Raw genomic sequence first — 20,218 nt, 5'->3', positions numbered from 1 at the left:
CACGAGGCGCAGAGTTGCGCGATAGTTTAGGGGCAGCGACAATATCTGTTAACTGGATTATCAAGATATGTGTTATCGGTTATATCGATATGCGATTCACACTACGTCAACTGCAGGTCTTCGTGGCCGTCGCCCAGCACCAGAGCGTTTCACGCGCTGCCAGCGTGCTCGCGCTGTCGCAGTCGGCTGCCAGCACCTCCATCACCGAGCTTGAGCGCCAGAGCAGTTGCCAGCTGTTCGACCGCGCGGGCAAGCGCCTGAGCCTCAATGCCTTGGGTCACCAGTTGCTGCCACAAGCTGTGGCGTTACTGGACCAGGCCAAGGAGATCGAGGACCTGCTCAACGGCAAGTCAGGCTTCGGCTCCCTCGCCGTGGGCGCTACGCTCACCATTGGCAACTACTTGGCAACCCTGCTGATCGGCAGCTTCATGCAGCGACATCCCGAAAGCCAGGTGAAGCTGCACGTACAAAATACCGTGCATATCGTGCAGCAAGTTGCCCACCACGAAATTGACCTGGGTCTGATCGAAGGTGATTGCAATCATCCGGACCTTGAGGTGCAGCCTTGGGTGGCGGATGAACTGGTGGTGTTCTGCGCCCCTCAACATCCATTGGCCAGGCAGGGCCGCGCCGACATCGCCACGCTGGCCCGTGAGGCCTGGATCCTGCGCGAGCAAGGCTCGGGCACGCGCCTGACGTTCGACCAGGCCATGCGGCACCACCGCGCACAGCTGGACATCCGCCTGGAACTGGAGCACACCGAGGCCATCAAGCGCGCCGTGGAATCGGGCCTGGGCATCGGATGCATTTCACGCCTCGCCCTGCGCGATGCCTTTCGCCGAGGCAGCCTGGTGGCAGTGGAAACACCCGAGGTGGACTTGATGCGCCAGTTCTACTTCATCTGGCACAAGCAGAAATACCAGACCTCGGCGATGCGCGAGTTTCTGGAACTCTGTCGCCACTTCACAGCTGGCGTCACGCGCAGCGACGAGATCGTGCTGCCGCCCATCGCCTGAGCCGTCCAGGCGCTGCGCCCCACGGTGCAGCTCTACAGCAGGATCACGCCCCACACGATCGCCACCATGCACAACGACACCAGCTGGGCAGCGCTGCCCATGTCCTTGGCGTTTTTCGACAACGGGTGGCGTTCGAGAGAAATGCGATCGATCGCCGCCTCCACCGCCGAATTGAACAGCTCGACGATCAGTCCAAGCAGGCACACCGCGATCATGATCGCCCGCTCCGCACGGCTTACCGGCAACCAGAATGCAACAGGCACCAGCACGACGTTGAGCAGCACCAGCTGGCGGAACGCAGCCTCGCCCTTGAAGGCGGCGCGCAGCCCGTCCAGGGAATAGCCTGCGGCGTTGAGGATTCGTTTCAGGCCAGTCTGGCCCTTGAAAGGTGATGGCGTCATGAGGTTCGCTTAGCTACAAAAAGGCCGGCAGACTAGGCTGGCAAGGGTCAAAAAAGCGTGAAGCCACGTACAGTCAGGTGCTGGCAACCGATTCAAGTTGTTGCAGCAACAAAGCGGCCTGGGTGCGCGTGCGCACGCCCAGTTTGCGGAAAATGGCCGTCACATGGGCCTTGATGGTAGCTTCGGACACACTCAGCTCGTAGGCGATCTGCTTGTTAAGCAAGCCCTCGCAGACCATGGTCAGCACCCGAAACTGCTGCGGCGTGAGGCTAGCGAGGCCTTCGCTGGCAGCCTTCGCTTCGGCAGGCACATCGACCTTCTCGAACGCCTGCGGTGGCCACCACACGTCGCCATCGAGCACTTTGCGCACCGCATCCTGAATCACTTCAAGGGTGCTCGATTTGGGAATGAACCCGCTGGCGCCGAACTCGCGGGACTTGACCACGACCGCAGCCTCCTCCTGCGCCGAAACCATCACCACCGGTATCTGCGGGTACTGCCCGCGCAGCAGGACCAATCCGGAAAAACCATAGGCACCCGGCATGTTCAGGTCCAGCAGCACCAGGTCCCAGTCTGCCTTCTCGCTCAGGCGGTTTTCCAGCTCGGCGATACTTGCCACTTCCACCAGGCGCACGTCCGGGCCCATGCCCAGGGTTACGGCCTGGCGCAGTGCACCGCGAAACAGCGGGTGGTCATCGGCAATCAGGATTTCATATGTGGCCATCGATCTAAGGATCCTGTTCTGTACCAAGGGCCCGTCGACACGGGCACGTTGGCGGGAATCGGCGCCAAGGATGCCGAGCGGCAACGGCAAAGGTCAAGCCAGCCTGCCAGTCGTTCAACCCGCCTCGGCGGCATGCCGGCCATTATGAACCAAAGCCGGTAGGCTGCCCCTTGGACTATAGGAAGGTATGCAGGCGCTGGTGAACAGCATCCTGCTCATCCAGAGGCAGGCGACGCTTGCCACTGAGGTAGTGCAAGCTGAAGACGTCCAGATAGGCATCCAGTGCCTGTGAGGCGAGGTGGTCCCCAGCCAGGTCCAGGCACATCGCGGCTACTTCCGCCGTGCAGAAGTGGTCATCGCGCCGCGAGCGGCGCAGGCGGTAGCGCGACATCTGCTCGGGCTGCAGGCTCAGCACCGGAAAACGCTCCAGGTACGGACTTTTGCGGAACATCTTGCGCGCCTCGGTCCAGGTGGCGTCGAGCAGGATGAACAATGGCCGCTTCTCAGGCGAGCGCACCACGTCCGTCACGACGCGCTCCGGCGCCACGAATTCACCCGGGAACACGATGTACGGCTGCCATTGCGGGTCATCGAGCAATGCCAGCAAGCCTTCGTTTACCGAGGTTCGCAGCCAGCCGAAGGCTGATGTGTCTTCGATCAGGTCAGCGATGAGCCAGCCGGTGTTGGTTGGCTTGAGCGGCTCGGTATCGTGCATCAACAGGCAGATGCCCGACTCGGCACTGACACTGGGCTTCCAGTCACACAGGCAATGCGTGGCGATGACCCGGCAGCCCGGGCAACGCTCGGCACGTGAGCCGCGTGCGACGAAGGGTTTGTTGCTGCGTGCCAGGCGTTCGGCGCGCAGCCGTGCGACGGCATGACTCATGCCGGCACGCGGTGCAGAAGAGAGGTGGCAGTCACAGCAATTGCTCGATTGAAAACGGCCGGCAGTTTACCAGAATGCTGGCCAGTTGCTGTGCAGACGACCAGTGCGCCCCTATACTCGCGATTTCAAGCGCCATACGGGCGGCAGCGATTACGGAACGCCGCCTGTCCTTGCCTGTCCAAGCGCCAGTCACCGAACCAGGAGAGATCCATGCTGCGCCTTATCGCCCCCGCCCTGAGCTTGCTGCTCGCATTGCCACTTGCAGCCCAGGCGGCTTCCAAGCAGGACTATGACCTGAACACGATGCTGCAAAAGGTTGCCAAGGAAAGCAGCGTCGGCACACCCCGCGCCATCAACGAAGACATTCTCGACCAAGGCTATACCGTCGAAGGCAAGGCCCTGATCAATCATCTCAGCGTACGCGCCGACCATGCTGCGCGCATGCAGGCCAACCCTGAGCAGGTGCGTAGCCAGTTGGGCGACAGCGTTTGCCGCAACAGCGGGTTCCGCAACCTGATGTCCAAGGGCGCAGTGATGGTGTACCGCTTCACGGTCTACAAGACCAATCAGCCGTTGATGGATCAGGCCTTCGACAGCGCCAGCTGCGATGCCGGTAACAAGAAGAAGTAAATCTTCGAATACCGCTCAAGCCCCGTTCGGGCGCCCTCATGCGCCCGACGCCCTGATACGGGCTGGGCGTGACCGGTGCTAAAGGGCTAGATTGATAAGGTGCAGAAGGAGAAGTTGCATGCCCTATCAATCGAATGACCTGCTTTCCAGCCACTTCCGCGATCATGACATCGACCTGAGCTACATCGACGCGCAACTCGAACGCGTAGCCCCCGATAGCCCCAACCTGCCCCTCTATCGCGACATGATGCTGACGGTCCTGCGCATGGCCCATGACGATGCCGACCGCTGGAGCACCAAGATCACCCTGCAAGCACTGCGCGAACTCGACCAGTCCTTTCGCGCACTGCGTCGCCACAAGCATCGCCGCAAGGTCACCGTCTTCGGCTCGGCGCGTACGCCGCTGGAGCACCCCATGTATGCCCTAGCCCGTGAGCTGGGTGCTGCGCTGGCCCGCTCGGACCTGATGGTCATCACCGGGGGTGGTGGCGGTATCATGGCCGCCGCCCATGAAGGTTCAGGCGCCGACAACAGCCTTGGCTTCAACATCACCCTGCCCTTCGAGCAACATGCCAACCCAACGATAGACGGCACCGACAAGCTGCTGTCGTTTCACTTCTTTTTCATTCGCAAGTTGTTTTTCGTCAAGGAAGCAGACGCGCTGGTGTTGTGCCCCGGAGGGTTCGGTACGCTCGATGAGGCACTGGAAGTGCTGACGCTTATCCAGACAGGCAAGAGCCCGCTGGTACCGGTGGTGCTGTTGGACTCGCCGCAGGGTACTTTCTGGCAGGACTGCCTGACGTTCATTCGCCATCAGTTGCAAGACAACCGCTACATCCTCCCAGGCGACCTCAAGCTGCTGCGCCTGGTGCACAGTGCTGACGAAGCTGTCGAGGAAATCAATCAGTTTTACCGAAACTACCACTCCAGCCGCTGGCTGAAACGCCAGTTCGTCCTGCGCATGCACCGGCCACTCACGCCCGAAGCGTTGCACGCAATTGGCGAGCGGTTTAGTGATCTCTGCCTGAGCGGCAGCTTCGAGCAAACGCCTGACAGCAATGTCGAAAACGAGACCGGGGATTTTGGGCACCTGACACGCCTGAGCTTCGCTTTTACCGGCCGTGATCAAGGCCGACTGCGAGAGCTGGTGGACTTCATCAATCTGCCGCAACATTGGGCTGTTGCGCCACCGACCTGCCTTGAACAGCGTTTGCCGGATCTATCCTAGGCGCAGGCTGTGCGCTCAGTCGTCCCAGCCTCGACCACTAAGCAGCCTGCCAATCATGTCCATGGGGAAACCGCGATAGGCGAGGAAACGCATTTGCTGCGCACGCGCCTTGGGGTCTTCAGGGCGTTGCCCGGCATATTTGCGCTGCCATACTTCAAACAGCCGCTCGCCCCAGTCAATTTGACTCTCGCGAAGCGCCGCGTCGATATCACCACGCGCCAAGCCGCGCTGCCCGAGCTCCTCACGGATTCGGGCAGGGCCATAACCTGAACTGGATCGATAGCGAATGAAGCTTTCCAGATAACGAGCTTCACTCAGCAAGCCTTCGTCGCTCAGCCGATCGAGCTCAGGCTCGATCAGCGTCTGCAACGCCCCGCGCTGAAGTAACTTGCGGGTCAATTCCACGCGACCATGCTCACGTCGCGCAAGCAGGTCCATGGCTGCCCGCCGAATGGCGACGGGAGTGTCGAGTACGGCAGGCATGTTCGGCTACGGTCGCGTGATCAATAGCCAGCTTCGGCTTCGGCCACGTCACCCGCATCGGCCTGTGCGGCTGCAGCCTTGGCAGCAGCGGCTACAGCACCGGCATTGAGCAGCTTGTCGCGGATCTGCTTCTCGATTTCGCTACCGATAGCGGGATTCTCATGCAGGTACTTGGCAGCATTCGCCTTGCCCTGACCGATCTTGTTGCCTTGGTAGCTGTACCAGGCGCCCGATTTCTCGACCAGGCCCTGAGACACGCCCAGGTCGATGATTTCACCGTTACGGTAGATACCCTTGCCGTACAGAATCTGGAATTCCGCTTGACGGAACGGTGGCGCCACCTTGTTCTTGACGATCTTGACGCGGGTTTCACTACCCACCACCTCGTCGCCTTCCTTGACTGCACCGGTGCGGCGGATGTCCAGGCGAACCGAGGCATAGAACTTAAGTGCGTTGCCGCCGGTGGTGGTTTCCGGACTACCGAACATCACGCCGATCTTCATACGGATCTGGTTGATGAAGATAACCAGGCAGTTGGCGTTCTTGATGTTACCGGTGATCTTGCGCAGCGCCTGGGACATCAGACGAGCCTGCAAGCCCACGTGCATGTCACCCATTTCGCCTTCGATTTCAGCCTTGGGTACCAGCGCCGCCACGGAGTCGACGATGATGACGTCGACCGCGTTGGACCGTACCAACATGTCGGTAATTTCCAGCGCCTGCTCACCCGTGTCAGGCTGCGAAACCAGCAGGTCGTCTACGTTGACGCCCAGTTTGCCAGCGTACTCCGGATCAAGAGCATGCTCGGCATCGACGAACGCACAGGTGGCGCCACTTTTCTGGGCTTCGGCGATGACCGAGAGCGTGAGCGTGGTTTTACCTGACGATTCCGGGCCGTAGATTTCGACGATACGGCCTTTTGGCAGACCGCCGATACCCAGGGCGATGTCCAGCCCCAGAGAGCCGGTGGAAATGGAAGGGATGGCTTGGCGCTCATGGTCGCCCATGCGCATGACCGCGCCCTTACCGAATTGACGTTCGATTTGACCCAGGGCCGCAGCCAAGGCGCGCTTCTTGTTGTCGTCCATTGAAATCCTCACGTGTTCGACTTGGCCCTGATGGCCGGATAACTGTATAAGTAGCCAGTATTATTCCACAGGCGAGCGTTCGAGCAAACCCCCGATTTCGATTTAACCGATGCCAAGCTGTAACAAGCCTTCTAAGGCGGCGATGACGGTCTGGCGCCGCACGGCCTCGCGGTCGCCGTCGAACTGACGACGCTCGCTGACGACCTGCTGGCCATCGCTCCAGGCCAACCATACAGTCCCCACGGGCTTGTCGGCCGAACCGCCGCCGGGGCCGGCCACTCCGCTGACCGCCACGGCAAAGCGGGCGCCGCTGGCCAGCTGCGCGCCCTTGACCATGGCCTCGACCACCTCCTGACTTACGGCGCCCACCTGCCCGAACAACGCTTCGGGCACCCCGAGCTGACGCGTTTTTTGCCGGTTGGAATAGGTCACGTAGCCGGCTTCGAACCAGGCCGAGCTGCCGGCAATCCGGGTAATGGCCTCGGCAATGCCGCCGCCGGTACAGGATTCGGCGGTGCTCACATGCGCCCCCAGGCGTTGAAGGTGGTCACCCAGGCGAGTGGCGAGTGTGGTAATCGGGTCCATGCGAGGGCTCCTTGTAGACTGACTACTACCCTATCACCCCAATAGAGAAGCTTGCCCGGCAAACGTTCAGGTTTTCCAAGCCCCTGGCGCGGCACCCATGGTGGGCAGGCACGGCGTTCGGCGCCTGCATCGCACCGAAAAAGCCTGTACCATTGCCGGTTTACCCTTGCCAACCAGATCACCCGCTGTAAGGCCGACCATGTCCGATCTCTCCGCACATACCCCAATGATGCAGCAGTACTGGAAGCTGAAAAACCAGCATCCGGACCAGCTGATGTTCTATCGCATGGGCGACTTCTACGAGATCTTCTATGAAGATGCGAAAAAGGCCGCCAGCCTGCTGGACATCACCCTGACCGCGCGCGGGCAGTCCGCCGGCCAGTCCATTCCCATGTGCGGGGTGCCGTTTCATTCCCTCGAGGGTTACCTAGCCAAGCTGGTCAAGCTGGGCGAATCGGTGGTCATCTGCGAGCAGATCGGCGACCCGGCCACCAGCAAGGGGCCGGTCGAGCGCCAGGTCGTGCGCATCATCACGCCAGGTACCGTCAGCGACGAAGCGCTGCTCGATGAGCGCCGTGACAACCTGATCGCAGCGCTGCTGGGCGACGAGCGCCTGTTTGGCCTGGCCGTGCTCGACATCACCAGCGGTCACTTCGGCGTCCAGGAGATCAAAGGCTGGGAAACCCTGCTGGCTGAACTGGACCGCCTCAACCCGGTCGAGCTGCTCATCCCGGATGACTGGCCACGCGACCTGCCTGCCGAGAAACGCCCCGGTGCGCGTCGCCGAGCGCCCTGGGACTTTGACCGCGACTCGGCGCGCAAAGCGCTCTGCCAACAATTTGCCACCAAGGACCTCAAGGGCTTTGGCTGTGACAAGCTGACCCTGGCCATCGGCGCCGCCGGCTGCCTGCTGGCCTATGCCAAGGAAACCCAGCGTACGGCCCTGCCGCACTTGCGCAGCCTGCGTCACGAGCGCCTGGACGACACCGTCATCCTCGACGGGGCCAGCCGTCGCAACCTGGAGCTGGACGTCAACCTGGCAGGTGGGCGTGACAATACCCTGCAATCGGTCGTCGATCGCTGCCAGACGGCCATGGCCAGCCGCCTGCTGAGCCGCTGGCTGAACCGTCCGCTGCGCGACCTCAAGGTCATACAGGCCCGCCAGGATTCGATCCGCTGCCTGCTCGACAGCTACCGGTTCGAAAAGCTGCAACCCCAGCTCAAGGAAATCGGCGATATCGAGCGCATCCTGGCCCGTATCGGCTTGCGCAACGCCCGCCCACGCGACCTGGCGCGGTTGCGAGACGCACTGGGCGCCCTGCCCGAGCTGCAGAATGCAATGACCGAGCTCGAGGCGCCGCACCTGGCACGCCTGGCCGCGATCACCGGCACCTACCCGGAGCTGGCCAGCCTGCTGGAGCGTGCGGTGGTCGACAACCCGCCTGCCGTGATCCGTGATGGAGGCGTGCTCAAGACCGGCTACGACAGCGAGCTCGACGAGCTACTGGCCATCAGCGAGAACGCCGGGCAGTTCCTGATCGACCTCGAGGCGCGTGAGAAGGCGCGCACCGGCCTTGCCAACCTCAAGGTCGGCTACAACCGTGTGCATGGCTATTTCATCGAGCTGCCTTCCAAGCAGGCCGAGCAGGCGCCGGTCGACTACATCCGCCGGCAGACCCTCAAGGGCGCCGAGCGTTTCATCACGCCGGAACTCAAGGCATTCGAGGACAAGGCGCTGTCGGCCAAGAGCCGCGCCCTGGCCCGGGAAAAGATGCTCTACGACGCGCTGCTGGAGACCTTGATCAGCCACTTGGCGCCACTGCAGGACAGTGCCGCCGCCCTGGCCGAACTGGACGTGCTCAGCAACCTGGCAGAGCGTGCCCTGAACCTGGACCTGAACTGCCCACGCTTCGTCGACGAGCCGTGCCTGCGCATCGAGCAGGGGCGTCACCCGGTGGTCGAGCAGGTGCTCACCACGCCGTTCGTGGCCAACGACCTGGGCCTGGACGACAGTACCCGGATGCTGATCATCACCGGGCCGAACATGGGTGGTAAGTCCACGTACATGCGCCAGACCGCACTGATCGTGCTGATGGCGCACATCGGCAGCTTCGTTCCAGCAGCGCGCTGCGAGCTGTCGGTGGTCGACCGCATCTTCACCCGCATTGGCTCGAGCGACGATTTGGCAGGCGGGCGCTCCACCTTCATGGTGGAAATGAGCGAAACCGCCAATATCCTGCACAACGCAACCGACCGCAGCCTGGTGCTGATGGACGAAGTTGGCCGCGGCACCAGTACCTTCGATGGCCTGTCGCTGGCCTGGGCAGCAGCCGAACGCCTGGCGCGCCTGCGGGCCTACACCTTGTTCGCTACCCACTATTTCGAACTGACCGTGTTGCCCGACAGTGAGCCGCTGGTGGCTAACGTGCACCTCAATGCAACGGAGCACAACGACCGTATCGTGTTCCTGCACCACGTGCTGCCAGGGCCTGCGAGCCAGAGCTATGGCCTGGCGGTTGCGCAACTGGCAGGTGTACCGGCGGTGGTCATCCAGCGCGCCCGTGAGCACCTGTCACGCCTGGAAACCACCAGCCTGCCGCACGACTCGACTCAGGTCACAAAAGCGCAGGATGCACCACAAGTGCCGCACCAGAGCGACCTGTTCGCCAGCCTGCCTCACCCAGCCATCGAGAAACTGGGCAAGCTGCAGCTTGATGACATGACACCGCGCCAAGCTATCGAAATGCTATATCAACTAAAGAACCTGTTATAACGGCAGCCATGACAAGCTGGTAGAATCCGCCGCGGTTTGCTGGTACTGCACGGTTATTAGCCTGGCCTGCAGCCAAAACCCGCAAACCGCGCGGCCCGAGAGGAAGGGCCGCCGCCGTCGCCTGAGGAGAGAACTAGAAATGACCTTCGTCGTCACCGACAACTGCATCAAATGCAAATACACCGACTGCGTGGAAGTCTGTCCGGTGGACTGCTTCTACGAAGGCCCGAACTTCCTGGTCATCCACCCGGATGAGTGCATCGACTGTGCACTGTGCGAACCAGAGTGCCCGGCACAAGCCATTTTCTCGGAAGACGAAGTGCCATCGGGCATGGAGAACTTCATCGAGTTGAACGCCGAACTGGCTGAAATCTGGCCCAACATCACCGAGCGCAAGGATGCCCTTCCTGATGCTGAGGAGTGGGACGGCAAGCCAGGCAAGATTGCCGACTTGCAGCGTTAACGTCGCATGAAAAAACGAAAAGGCCCGCAAGGGCCTTTTTGTTTAGCGCGAAAAACCTGCATGCAAACGTAGCCGCCGCCACGCGGGTTCTGGCAGAGCTGTTCACAAGCGTCATGCAGTCTGGCGCTGGAATCGAAAAGCTCAGATCCTGAAAAAAAGGCAAAAAAAAGGGGCGGTTTGACCCGCCCACATTTTTTTCCGTAGTCCCTGCTTGTCCTGTACATCGTCCTGATGAAATCGCTTCTTGCGATGTCCTTGGCGCTCTTCCTGAGTGCCTGTGCGTGTCCGTGTGCACAGTTCGAATACTAGCGATCTGAGCAGGATGTGCAACGCGTCCTCCTCACAGAATGTTGCGACCTACAAACTTTCACACATCTAAATACTTCAGCTTTTTCAATGACTTAAGAAAAGGTTGCTTTTGAAAACGACAATGATTTACCGCCACACCCTTCAAAGGCTTACGCAACGAGTAAGCAAAGGCTTACAGGCCGAACTGTCAGGGTGAGCACATCGCTGAGTACGCCTGTGAATCTGCAAACCGGGCCGAGCACCGCTCACCGCAGAGAACGGATCGACAGCACGGCTCCCCAAACCCCAAACGCAAAAACGCCCCTTTTTATCGGGGCGTTTCTGTACGCAGCGTAAGACCAGGGACTAACGAAAAAGCGATTCGCTGGATAAGCCGTTCTTTTCCAGAATCTCACGCAGGCGCTTGAGCCCCTCGACCTGTATCTGCCGCACCCGCTCGCGGGTCAGGCCGATTTCCAGACCGACGTCCTCCAACGTACTGCTTTCGTGTCCACGCAAGCCGAACCGACGCACCACCACTTCACGTTGCTTGTCGGTCAGCTCACCGAGCCACTGATCGATGCTCTGCGACAGGTCATCGTCCTGCAGCAACTCGAACGGGTCAGTGGGGCGATCATCCGTCAGGGTGTCGAGCAGCGTCTTGTCCGAGTCAGGGCCCAGAGACACGTCCACGGAGGACACCCGCTCGTTGAGACCCAGCATGCGCTTGACCTCGGCAACCGGCTTCTCCAGCAAGGCGGCGATCTCTTCGGGCGAAGGCTCGTGATCCAGCTTCTGGGTCAGTTCGCGCGCCGCGCGCAAGTAAACGTTGAGTTCCTTGACCACATGAATGGGGAGGCGAATGGTGCGGGTCTGGTTCATGATCGCCCGCTCGATAGTCTGCCGAATCCACCAGGTGGCATAGGTCGAGAAACGGAAGCCCCGCTCAGGATCGAACTTCTCCACTGCGCGAATCAGCCCAAGGTTGCCCTCCTCGATCAGATCGAGCAATGACAACCCCCGGTTCACGTAGCGGCGAGCGATTTTCACCACCAGGCGCAGATTGCTTTCGATCATGCGCTTGCGGCCGGCAGGGTCGCCCTTTTGCGACAAGCGCGCAAAATGCACTTCTTCTTCCGGCGAAAGCAGAGGCGAAAAGCCAATCTCGTTGAGGTACAACTGAGTCGCATCGAGGGCGCGGCTGTAATCGATGTACTTGTGTTTAAGTGAAGAGCCTGATTTGGCCCTGGTCCGAACCGAAGGTACAGCAGGTTCGTCTGACACCACATCCGTTTCCAAAACGATGCCCGTCTCCATGAGGAGGACGTCATCGTCGATGTCAAACTCCGGCGCTTCTTTGCTGAGAGCCATTGTTATAGTCCTTTGCTGAGTTCGAACTCAGACTCAAGCGGCGCCTTTCTCCTTGGCAGCGCTGGAGCCTGTCCCCTCCATGTCAGCGGAACAGACCGGAAACAACAATCAACGGCGTGGCAGGAACTGGAGCGGATCGACGGGTTTGCCCTGACGGCGAATTTCGAAATGCAACTTCACCCGATCTGTGCCTGTAGACCCCATTTCAGCAATCGACTGCCCTGCCTTGACCTGCTGCCCCTCCCGTACCAAGAGCCTGCGGTTGTGGCCGTAGGCACTGACATAGGTATCGCTGTGCTTGATGATGATCAGCTCGCCGTAGCCCCTCAAACCACTCCCGGCGTACACCACTGATCCACTGGCCGCAGCAAAAACAGGCTGTCCCAAATCACCGGCGATATCAATGCCTTTATTCAAACTACCGTTTGAAGCAAATTTGCCGATCAAAACCCCGTTCGCCGGCCAGGTCCAGCCACCGGCCGCACGTTCGGCGGCAGGCACGGTAGCGACTACCGGCGTGCTCGCCGAGCTGGATGTGGTGACGGTCTTGGTGGTCGTGGCAGGAGTAGAGGCCGTGGCACCTACAGGACGGCGGGTGACCGTGGTTCGGCTGGACGAGGACGGGCTGGCCACTACGGTGGTGCTGCCCGAGGCCCCGCTACTGAAGCGAATCGGCTGGCCAGGGCGAATGGTATACGGCGGGGCGATACCGTTGCGGGCCGCCAACTCCTTGTAGTCCCAGCCATAGCGAAACGCGATGGAGAACAGCGTATCGCCTGGCTTGACCACATACTGACCGGAGGTCACGGTAGGCCGTTTGGGCGCGCTGCTGTTGCGGTCGACGACACGCGCATTGTTGCTGCCGGAGCTCGAGCACCCCACCAACAGTGTGCCCATGGCCAGTACCAGCACCAGGAGCCTGAGACCCGAGCTGTCCTTGCGCTGCCGAAAGACTGTGTGACCCACCCGCGCTCCCCTCATGGTGCCGAAAACGTTTCAAGACATGAATGCAATATTGTTGCAATTATAACGAAGCTCGCCAGTCTTGGCAGGCGGCTGCAACACACTTGCGCAACGTGCGTGCACCGCCAGATAGACAGGTCGATCCTGCAAGAATTCGACGCAGGTGCAAAAATAGCCCGTCGATGCCCCGATGAATCAGGTTACCGGCCCATTGAGCAGAGGCACGAAGCGTACCGCCCCAAGCACACGGCGTGAAAACCCATGCTCTTCTCGGACGATGAGCATCAGCTGCTGCACTTCACCGGGTGAACCCACTGGAATCACCATCCGCCCGCCCGGCGCCAGTTGGTCGAGCAGCGCCTGGGGCACTTCCGAAGCAACGGCGGTCACGATGATGCCATTGTAGGGGGCCAGTGCCGGCCACCCCTCACACCCATCGCCCCACCGAAACACCACGTTGCGCAGGTTCAGCTCCACCAGGCGTTCCTTGGCGCGGTCCTGCAAGACCTTGATGCGCTCGACCGAGAACACCCGCTCGACCAGTTGCGCCAGCACGGCGGTCTGGTAGCCAGAACCGGTGCCGATCTCCAGGACTTTATCCAGCGGACCCGCCTCGAGCAGCAATTCGCTCATGTGCGCCACCATGAACGGTTGCGAGATGGTCTGGTTGTGGCCGATGGGCAGCGCGGTATCTTCATAGGCGCGATGGGCCAGTGCCTCGTCCACGAACAGATGGCGTGGCGTGCGGCGAATCACATCGAGCACCTGGGGGCTGGACACGCCCTCCTCGCACAGCCGCTGGATCAGGCGCTCGCGGGTGCGCTGGGACGTCATGCCGATGCCCCGACGCAACATATCGTCCTCACGCATCAAAGCAAGCCCTCCAGCCAGCCATCGAGCTGCTCGAAAGCGTCGTTGAAGGTGCGGTCGAGCTGCAACGGGGTGATGGAAACGTAGCCTTGCATCACGGCATGGAAGTCAGTGCCCGGGCCGCCGTCCTCTGCATCGCCGGCGACTGCGATCCAGTAACCTTCCTTACCACGCGGGTTGACCACTTTGGTGGGTGCCGCGGCCCGCGCCCGATGGCCGAGTCGCGTCAGCTGGATGCCACGAATGCGCTCGAGCGGCAGGTTGGGTATGTTGACATTGAGCACGGTGCGCGGCGGCAGCGTCAGGCGCGACTGTGCCTCGACCAGGCGACGGGCAATATGAGCCGCGGCGGGAAGGTTGTCCGGTTGGCGCGAAAGCAGTGAGAACGCCAGCGACGTACCGCCCAGGAAACGACCCTCCAGCGCAGCGGCCACGGTGCCCGAGTACAGCACGTCATCGCCCAGGTTGGCCCCCAGGTTGATGCCCGACACGACCATGTCTGGCGTATACGGCAACAGCCCGTTGAGCCCCAGGTGCACGCAGTCGGTCGGCGTACCATTGAGGCTGATGAAGCCGTTGGCCAGCGTCTGCGGATGCAGCGGCCGGTCCAACGTCAGCGAGCTGCCGGCGCCGCTCTTGTCTTGGTCAGGTGCAATGACCGCGCACTGCGCGTAATCGGCAAGCGCAGCGTGCAGCGCGGCGATGCCTGGTGCGGTCACACCGTCGTCGTTCGAAATCAGAATACGCATGGGCTGTCCGTCTGCCCTGCCGACACCAGATCCACCACCTCGCGCACCACGACGGTGGCGAAGCATCCGGCCGGAAGGACGAATTCCAGTTGCAGGATATCAGGCTCGGGATAATGCCACGTAAGGCCAGCAATAGGGAGCCGCAGAATACGCCGTTCGTGATCCATGCCCGCCTTTGCCAACCACTGGCACAGCGCGGGCTGGGCAGCACCGACCGAATTTTCCAATGCCCGGGTTCGACCGCTGGCTGGCGAATCGCCCTCGCCCCACAGGGGGCCTGTAGGGTGCAGGTCGAGAACGGCCAGGCGAGGATCAGCGCATTCAGCTTCAGCAGCCGGAAAAAAGCTGCGGCTGTCGGTGAATGCCAGCAGATCGCCCACTTGCGCACTGGCCCAGCTGCCATCGGCTACCCGTGCGGCCAGGACCTGGTTGAACAGGTAGCTGCGACCGGCTGAAAGCAGGCGCGAGCGAACGTTACGTTGCTCAGGCAAGGCCTGGCGCTCGGCCCAGGCCAGGGCGTCATGCACATTGCCGCCGGCATGCCCGAAGCGCTGGGTACCGAAGTAATTGGGCACGCCGTTGGCTTTGAGCTGGGCCAGGCGCGCGTCGACTGCCTGATGATCGGCTGCCAGCTGGGTCAGGCGCAGCGTGAAGCCATTGGACGAATGCGCGCCGCGCTGCAACTTGCGCTGGTGGCGCATCTGCTTGAGGACGCGCAGATTGGCATCCTCGGCCCGCGACAGGTCGGGGTCGGCCTTGCCCGGCAAATGCAGGCTGAACCACTGGCGGGTCAAGGCCTGGCGGTCCTTGAGCCCGGCGTAGCTGATCGCGCGCGCAGGCACCCCCGCGGCCCTTGCAAGCCGGCGGGCCGCTTCCTCGGTATTGAGCTCACGCTTTTCCACCCATAGCCACAGGTGCTCGCCCTGGCCAGACAGCGGGATATCAAGCACTTCGTCGACCTGAAAATCTTCGGCAACGGCCTTGAGCACAGCCGTACCGAGCGCTTGCCCCGATGCCTGTGGGCCCAACAGATCCAATTCGGTCATGCTGGCAGCAACAGGGCAACCGCATGCACGGCGATCCCCTCCTCGCGCCCGGCGAAGCCGAGCTTTTCGGTGGTGGTGGCCTTGACGTTGACCTGGTCCAGGCCCACTTTGAGGTCGTCGGCGATGCGCTGGCGCATGACCTCGATGTGGGGTGCCATCTTCGGCGCCTGGGCAATGATGGTGGCGTCGACGTTGCCGACTTGCCAGCCCTTGGCCCGAACGACATCCAGCACATGACGCAGCAGCACGCGGCTGTCGGCGCCCTTGAACTGCGGGTCGGTGTCGGGGAAGTGCTTGCCGATATCACCCAGCGCGGCGGCGCCGAGCAATGCGTCGCTCAGGGCATGCAGCAGCACGTCACCATCGGAATGGGCCAGCAGGCCGTACTTGTGGGGGATACGCACCCCGCCCAGGGTAATGAAATCACCGTCGCAAAACCGGTGCACATCGTAGCCGTGGCCAATACGCATAAGAAAACGCCCTGAATGAGTCAGGGCGTGATTCTACCTGCATTTGCAACGCCAAGGTGCAGAGCCGGCCAACGTCGCCGGCTGGCTGCCCTGCGGCTACACCCGGCCCAAAACCACCGCGTGATGGCGCAGGTGTTCCTCGATGAAGCTGGCGATGAAGTAGTAGCTGTGATCGTAGCCCGGTTGCAGACGCAGGGTCAGCTCATGACCGCCTTTGCGCGCCGCCTGCTCCAGGGCTTCGGGCTTGAGCTGCTTTTCGAGGAAGTCGTCGCGATCGCCCTGGTCCACCAGCAACGCAGGGCACTGCCCCGACGGGGTTTCGGCCAGCAACACGCTGGCATCCCACTCACGCCAGCGCGTGCGCTCTTCACCCAGGTAGCGGCTGAAGGCCTTTTCGCCCCAAGGGCAATCCATCGGGTTGCAGATCGGCGAAAACGCCGACACCGAGCGATAGCGGCCTGGGTTGCGCAATGCGCAGACCAGGGCGCCGTGCCCGCCCATGGAATGCCCACTGATGCTGCGCTCGCCGGAGGCCGGGAAATGCGCCTCGATCAGGGCTGGCAGCTCCTGCACCACGTAGTCGTGCATGCGGTAGTGCTGAGCCCAGGGTTGCTGCGTGGCATTGAGGTAGAAGCCAGCACCCAGGCCAAAGTCCCAGGCACCGTCGGGATCACCGGGTACCTGCTCGCCGCGAGGGCTGGTATCGGGCGCCACGATGATCAGCCCCAGCTCTGCGGCCAGGCGCTGGGCGCCGGCTTTCTGCATGAAGTTCTCGTCGTTGCAGGTCAACCCGCTGAGCCAGTACAGGACCGGCAGCTTTTCGCCCTGCTCGGCCTGGGGTGGCAGGTAGACGGCGAAGACCATGTCGCAACCCAGCACCTTGGAGGTGTGGCGGTAACGCTTGTGCCAGCCGCCGAAGCTCTTCTGGCAGGAAATATTGTCCAGGGTCATGGCAAGCCTCAGAAGTGGATGACGCTGCGAATGCTCTTGCCTTCGTGCATCAGGTCGAAGGCCTTGTTGATGTCCTCCAGGCCCATGGTGTGGGTGATGAAGGTATCCAGCGGAATCTCGCCCTTCTCGGACATTTCCACGTAGCTAGGCAGTTCGCTGCGGCCACGCACGCCGCCGAACGCCGAACCGCGCCAGACGCGTCCGGTGACCAGTTGGAATGGCCGGGTGGCGATTTCCTGACCGGCGCCAGCGACACCGATGATGACCGACTCGCCCCAGCCCTTGTGGCAGCACTCCAGGGCCGCACGCATCAGTTGCACGTTGCCGATGCACTCGAAGGAGAAGTCCACGCCGCCGTCGGTAAGGTCGACGATCACTTCCTGGATGGGGCGATCGTACTCCTTGGGGTTGATGCAATCGGTAGCGCCCAGCTGGCGAGCGATTTCGAACTTGGCCGGGTTGATGTCGATGGCGATGATGCGCGAAGCCTTGGCCTTGACTGCACCAATGATGGCCGACAGGCCGATGCCGCCCAGGCCGAAGACGGCGACGGTATCACCCGGCTGCACCTTGGCGGTGTTCAGCACGGCGCCAATACCCGTGGTCACGCCGCAACCCAGCAGGCAGACCTTCTCCAGCGGCGCTTCTTTCTGGATCTTGGCCACCGAGATTTCCGGCAATACGGTGTATTCGGAGAACGTCGAGGTGCCCATGTAGTGGAACAGCTGCTGACCCTTGTAGGAGAAGCGCGTGGTGCCGTCGGGCATCAGGCCCTTGCCTTGGGTGGCACGGATGGCCTGGCACAGGTTGGTCTTGCCAGACAGGCAGAATTTGCACTTGCCACACTCGGGCGTGTACAGCGGAATCACATGATCACCCACCGCCACCGAGGTCACGCCCTCGCCCACGGCTTCGACGATGGCACCGCCTTCGTGGCCGAGGATGGACGGGAAGATGCCTTCGGGGTCAGCACCGGACAAGGTATAGGCATCGGTGTGGCACACGCCGCTGGCGACCACGCGCAGCAATACCTCGCCAGCCTTGGGCATGGCCACATCGACTTCAACGATTTCCAAGGGTTTCTTGGCTTCGAATGCTACGGCAGCGCGGGACTTGATCATCGCAGGGGCTCCAGACAGGTCAATGAAATCGGCAGACAGTGTAATTCACCCGCAATTGCTGAATAATCGGGTGAAAGACAAAACATTATTGCTGTACAGGGATAATCATGAGCAACCGCTGGGAGGGCATCGATGAGTTCGTGGCGGTGGCCGAGTTGGGGCAGTTCACGGCGGCCGCTGAACGGCTGGGCGTATCCTCGTCCCATGTGAGCCGGCAGATAGCGCGCCTGGAAGAACGCGTGCAGACGCGTTTGCTGTACCGCAGCACGCGAAGGGTTACGCTCAGCGAGGCCGGACAGACGTTCTTGCAGCACTGCCAGCGCCTGCAGGATGGGCGTGAGGAAGCGCTGCGGGCAATGGGCGACCTGGCCAGCGAGCCCAAGGGGCTGCTGCGCATGACGTGCGCCGTGGCCTACGGCGAGCGCTTCATCGTGCCGTTGGTGACCCGTTTCATGGTGTTGTACCCGCAGTTGAGGGTGGACGTCGAACTGAGCAACCAGACCCTGGACCTGCTGCACGAAGGCATGGACCTGGCCATCCGCCTCGGTCGCCTGGCCGACTCGCGCCTGATCGCGACGCGCCTTGCGCCCCGGCGCATGTACGTGTGCGCCTCGCCGGGCTACCTGGCGCGCTATGGCAGGCCCCACAGCCTGTCGGAACTGGCCAGGCACAACTGCCTGATAGGCAGCTCGGATGTATGGGCATTGCAAATGGAGGGGCGTGAAATCAGCCAGCGTGTTCAGGGCAACTGGCGGTGCAACAGCGGCCAGGCGGTGCTGGATGCGGCGCTCCAGGGCATCGGTTTATGCCAACTGCCGGATTACTACGTGCTCGAACACCTGCACAGCGGCGCATTGGTCCCGCTGCTGCAAGCCCACCAACCCCCCAATACGGCAGTATGGGCCTTGTACCCGCAACAGCGGCATTTGTCGCCCAAGGTGCGGCGCCTGGTGGACTATCTGAAAGAGGGCTTGGCAGGTCTGCCTGAGTACCGGGCATGACCGGCGCTCAGTCAGAATGGCGGGTGGTGGGAGCCTGACTCAATCACCGGGGAGTTGAACGGGGCCCTGTCAACGCCGCCCATTCCAGCGTTGGCGCAGCCACTCCAGGTCTTCGGGGCGCGTAACCTTGAGGTTGTCACTGCGGCCTTCGATCAGCCGTGGCGACTGACCGGACCATTCGATGGCCGACGCCTCATCGGTCACCACCACATCCGAGACCAGGCACTCGGCCAGCGCCCGATGCAGCGCCCCTAAACGGAACATCTGCGGCGTATAGGCTTGCCAGATGGTGCTGCGGTCAACCGTGGCGCTGACGCGCCCATGGCCGTCGGATTTTTTGAGCGTATCGCGAGCAGGTACCGCCAACAGGCCGCCCACCGGATCATCTGCCAATTCGGCCAGCAGCTTGTCCAGGTCACTGCGTGCCAGGTTGGGCCGCGCCGCATCGTGCACCAACACCCAGTCATCATCTTGCGCGCCCTGAGCGTGCAACAGCAGCAAGGCATTGAGTACCGAGTCAGCACGCTCGCGCCCCCCGGCAGCCCGGCGGATGCGCGGGTCGCTGGCGCACCCAAGGCCGGGCCAGTAAGGGTCATGTTCAGCGATGCTGACCACGACCCCCTTGAGGGCGGGGTGATCGAGAAAACACGCCAGGCTGTGCTCGATGATGGTCTGCCCCGCCAACGACAGGTATTGCTTGGGGCGATCGGCAGCCATGCGGGCGCCCACTCCCGCCGCAGGGATCACGGCCCAGAAGGCCGGCAAGCGCTCACTCATTTCTGTGGCAACTGAAAGAGGGTTTCGCCTTCCTTGACCATGCCAAGCTCGTGGCGGGCACGTTCTTCGACGGTTTCCATGCCTTTTTTCAACTCCAGTACTTCGGCGTCGAGCACACGGTTACGCTCCAGCAGCCGCTCGTTCTCGGCATGCTGCTCGTCAATCTGCTGCTTGAGCTCGGCCACCTGCGCCAGGCTGCCATTGCCTACCCACAAACGGTATTGCAGGCCGCCCAGCAGCAGAAGCAGGACCAGGAACAACCAATAAGGACTGCGCATCAAGATATCCAGGTTGAAAGACCCTGTTGGTTCAGGGTCTCAGATAGCACGAAGCC

General features: G+C 61.9%; 22 protein-coding genes. 6 read left to right on the top strand and 16 right to left on the bottom strand.

From position 1 onward, the window contains the following. Positions 1-89 precede the first annotated feature (89 nt). The gene (locus B2Y33_RS13240) at positions 90-1,016 is read left to right on the top strand and encodes a LysR family transcriptional regulator (RefSeq protein WP_027913902.1); all 927 of its coding nucleotides are present in this window, start codon (positions 90-92) and stop codon (positions 1,014-1,016) included. A 32-nt stretch (positions 1,017-1,048) separates the two neighbouring features. Here B2Y33_RS13240 and B2Y33_RS13235 read toward each other — a convergent pair whose 3' ends face one another. From B2Y33_RS13235 to B2Y33_RS13225, 3 genes are all read right to left on the bottom strand, one after another. Then, on the bottom strand, positions 1,049-1,417 hold the full coding sequence (locus tag B2Y33_RS13235; RefSeq protein WP_027913901.1) for a diacylglycerol kinase: 369 nt from the start codon (positions 1,415-1,417) through the stop codon (positions 1,049-1,051). A gap of 73 nt (positions 1,418-1,490) precedes the next feature. Next, positions 1,491-2,141 (bottom strand): response regulator transcription factor ErdR, encoded by a 651-nt coding sequence (gene erdR / locus B2Y33_RS13230; protein ID WP_027913900.1) that lies wholly within the window; start codon positions 2,139-2,141, stop codon positions 1,491-1,493. 175 nt (positions 2,142-2,316) lie between these two features. Then, a complete protein-coding gene (locus tag B2Y33_RS13225) occupies positions 2,317-3,027 on the bottom strand; it encodes a tRNA-uridine aminocarboxypropyltransferase (RefSeq protein ID WP_027913899.1) in 711 nt (236 codons plus the stop codon). Positions 3,028-3,237: 210 nt separating this feature from the next. On the opposite strand from B2Y33_RS13225, the gene B2Y33_RS13220 reads away from it, so the two are divergent. Both B2Y33_RS13220 and B2Y33_RS13215 read left to right on the top strand, forming a co-directional pair. Next, positions 3,238-3,657, top strand: a complete 420-nt coding sequence (locus B2Y33_RS13220) for a quorum-sensing-regulated virulence factor family protein (RefSeq protein WP_206405788.1) — start codon at positions 3,238-3,240, stop codon at positions 3,655-3,657. Positions 3,658-3,775: 118 nt separating this feature from the next. After that, a complete protein-coding gene (locus B2Y33_RS13215; RefSeq protein ID WP_049695539.1) occupies positions 3,776-4,885 on the top strand; it encodes a TIGR00730 family Rossman fold protein in 1,110 nt (369 codons plus the stop codon). A gap of 15 nt (positions 4,886-4,900) precedes the next feature. Here B2Y33_RS13215 and recX read toward each other — a convergent pair whose 3' ends face one another. The 3 genes from recX to B2Y33_RS13200 form a co-directional block, all read right to left on the bottom strand. Then, a complete protein-coding gene (recX, locus tag B2Y33_RS13210; RefSeq protein ID WP_027913897.1) occupies positions 4,901-5,368 on the bottom strand; it encodes a recombination regulator RecX in 468 nt (155 codons plus the stop codon). A gap of 20 nt (positions 5,369-5,388) precedes the next feature. Continuing rightward, entirely contained in the window at positions 5,389-6,456 is a 1,068-nt protein-coding gene (recA, locus tag B2Y33_RS13205) for a recombinase RecA (protein WP_023534161.1), read from the bottom strand. Between the two features lie 102 nt (positions 6,457-6,558). Beyond that, a complete protein-coding gene (locus B2Y33_RS13200; RefSeq protein WP_027913896.1) occupies positions 6,559-7,041 on the bottom strand; it encodes a CinA family protein in 483 nt (160 codons plus the stop codon). Between the two features lie 199 nt (positions 7,042-7,240). Between B2Y33_RS13200 and mutS the strand changes: the two genes are divergently transcribed. After that, positions 7,241-9,814: a DNA mismatch repair protein MutS gene (gene mutS, locus B2Y33_RS13195; protein WP_023534160.1), complete on the top strand. Its 2,574-nt coding sequence runs from the start codon at positions 7,241-7,243 to the stop codon at positions 9,812-9,814. A gap of 139 nt (positions 9,815-9,953) precedes the next feature. Then, a complete protein-coding gene (fdxA, locus tag B2Y33_RS13190; protein ID WP_023534129.1) occupies positions 9,954-10,277 on the top strand; it encodes a ferredoxin FdxA in 324 nt (107 codons plus the stop codon). Between the two features lie 654 nt (positions 10,278-10,931). On the opposite strand, the gene rpoS is transcribed toward fdxA, so the two are convergent. The 8 genes from rpoS to B2Y33_RS13150 form a co-directional block, all read right to left on the bottom strand. Beyond that, positions 10,932-11,936, bottom strand: coding sequence for an RNA polymerase sigma factor RpoS (gene rpoS / locus B2Y33_RS13185; protein WP_206405787.1), 1,005 nt, complete (start codon positions 11,934-11,936; stop codon positions 10,932-10,934). Positions 11,937-12,044: 108 nt separating this feature from the next. Beyond that, positions 12,045-12,902, bottom strand: coding sequence for a peptidoglycan DD-metalloendopeptidase family protein (locus B2Y33_RS13180; protein WP_206405786.1), 858 nt, complete (start codon positions 12,900-12,902; stop codon positions 12,045-12,047). Positions 12,903-13,094: 192 nt separating this feature from the next. After that, the gene (locus B2Y33_RS13175) at positions 13,095-13,733 is read right to left on the bottom strand and encodes a protein-L-isoaspartate(D-aspartate) O-methyltransferase (RefSeq protein WP_161780410.1); all 639 of its coding nucleotides are present in this window, start codon (positions 13,731-13,733) and stop codon (positions 13,095-13,097) included. A 35-nt stretch (positions 13,734-13,768) separates the two neighbouring features. Next, a complete protein-coding gene (gene surE / locus B2Y33_RS13170; protein ID WP_033694933.1) occupies positions 13,769-14,518 on the bottom strand; it encodes a 5'/3'-nucleotidase SurE in 750 nt (249 codons plus the stop codon). Further along, positions 14,506-15,564, bottom strand: coding sequence for a tRNA pseudouridine(13) synthase TruD (gene truD, locus B2Y33_RS13165; RefSeq protein WP_028686878.1), 1,059 nt, complete (start codon positions 15,562-15,564; stop codon positions 14,506-14,508). Before truD ends, surE begins: the two co-directional genes overlap by 13 nt. Continuing rightward, on the bottom strand, positions 15,561-16,034 hold the full coding sequence (ispF, locus tag B2Y33_RS13160; RefSeq protein WP_027913891.1) for a 2-C-methyl-D-erythritol 2,4-cyclodiphosphate synthase: 474 nt from the start codon (positions 16,032-16,034) through the stop codon (positions 15,561-15,563). Before ispF ends, truD begins: the two co-directional genes overlap by 4 nt. 96 nt (positions 16,035-16,130) lie before the next feature. Further along, on the bottom strand, positions 16,131-16,985 hold the full coding sequence (gene fghA / locus B2Y33_RS13155) for an S-formylglutathione hydrolase (RefSeq protein ID WP_288633006.1): 855 nt from the start codon (positions 16,983-16,985) through the stop codon (positions 16,131-16,133). A gap of 8 nt (positions 16,986-16,993) precedes the next feature. Next, positions 16,994-18,106: an S-(hydroxymethyl)glutathione dehydrogenase/class III alcohol dehydrogenase gene (locus tag B2Y33_RS13150; RefSeq protein WP_023534027.1), complete on the bottom strand. Its 1,113-nt coding sequence runs from the start codon at positions 18,104-18,106 to the stop codon at positions 16,994-16,996. Positions 18,107-18,213: 107 nt separating this feature from the next. On the opposite strand from B2Y33_RS13150, the gene B2Y33_RS13145 reads away from it, so the two are divergent. Then, positions 18,214-19,107 (top strand): LysR substrate-binding domain-containing protein, encoded by an 894-nt coding sequence (locus B2Y33_RS13145; protein WP_145280653.1) that lies wholly within the window; start codon positions 18,214-18,216, stop codon positions 19,105-19,107. A 69-nt stretch (positions 19,108-19,176) separates the two neighbouring features. Here B2Y33_RS13145 and ispD read toward each other — a convergent pair whose 3' ends face one another. Beyond that, on the bottom strand, positions 19,177-19,884 hold the full coding sequence (gene ispD / locus B2Y33_RS13140; protein WP_027913888.1) for a 2-C-methyl-D-erythritol 4-phosphate cytidylyltransferase: 708 nt from the start codon (positions 19,882-19,884) through the stop codon (positions 19,177-19,179). Beyond that, a complete protein-coding gene (gene ftsB, locus B2Y33_RS13135) occupies positions 19,881-20,162 on the bottom strand; it encodes a cell division protein FtsB (protein ID WP_023534037.1) in 282 nt (93 codons plus the stop codon). The genes ispD and ftsB overlap by 4 nt, the downstream gene beginning before the upstream one ends. Positions 20,163-20,218 lie beyond the last annotated feature (56 nt).

The sequence above is a fragment of the Pseudomonas sp. UBA5666 genome, from assembly GCF_002420785.1.
Lineage (GTDB): Bacteria > Pseudomonadota > Gammaproteobacteria > Pseudomonadales > Pseudomonadaceae > Aquipseudomonas > Aquipseudomonas fulva.
This window is presented reverse-complemented; position numbering and strand designations above follow the sequence as displayed.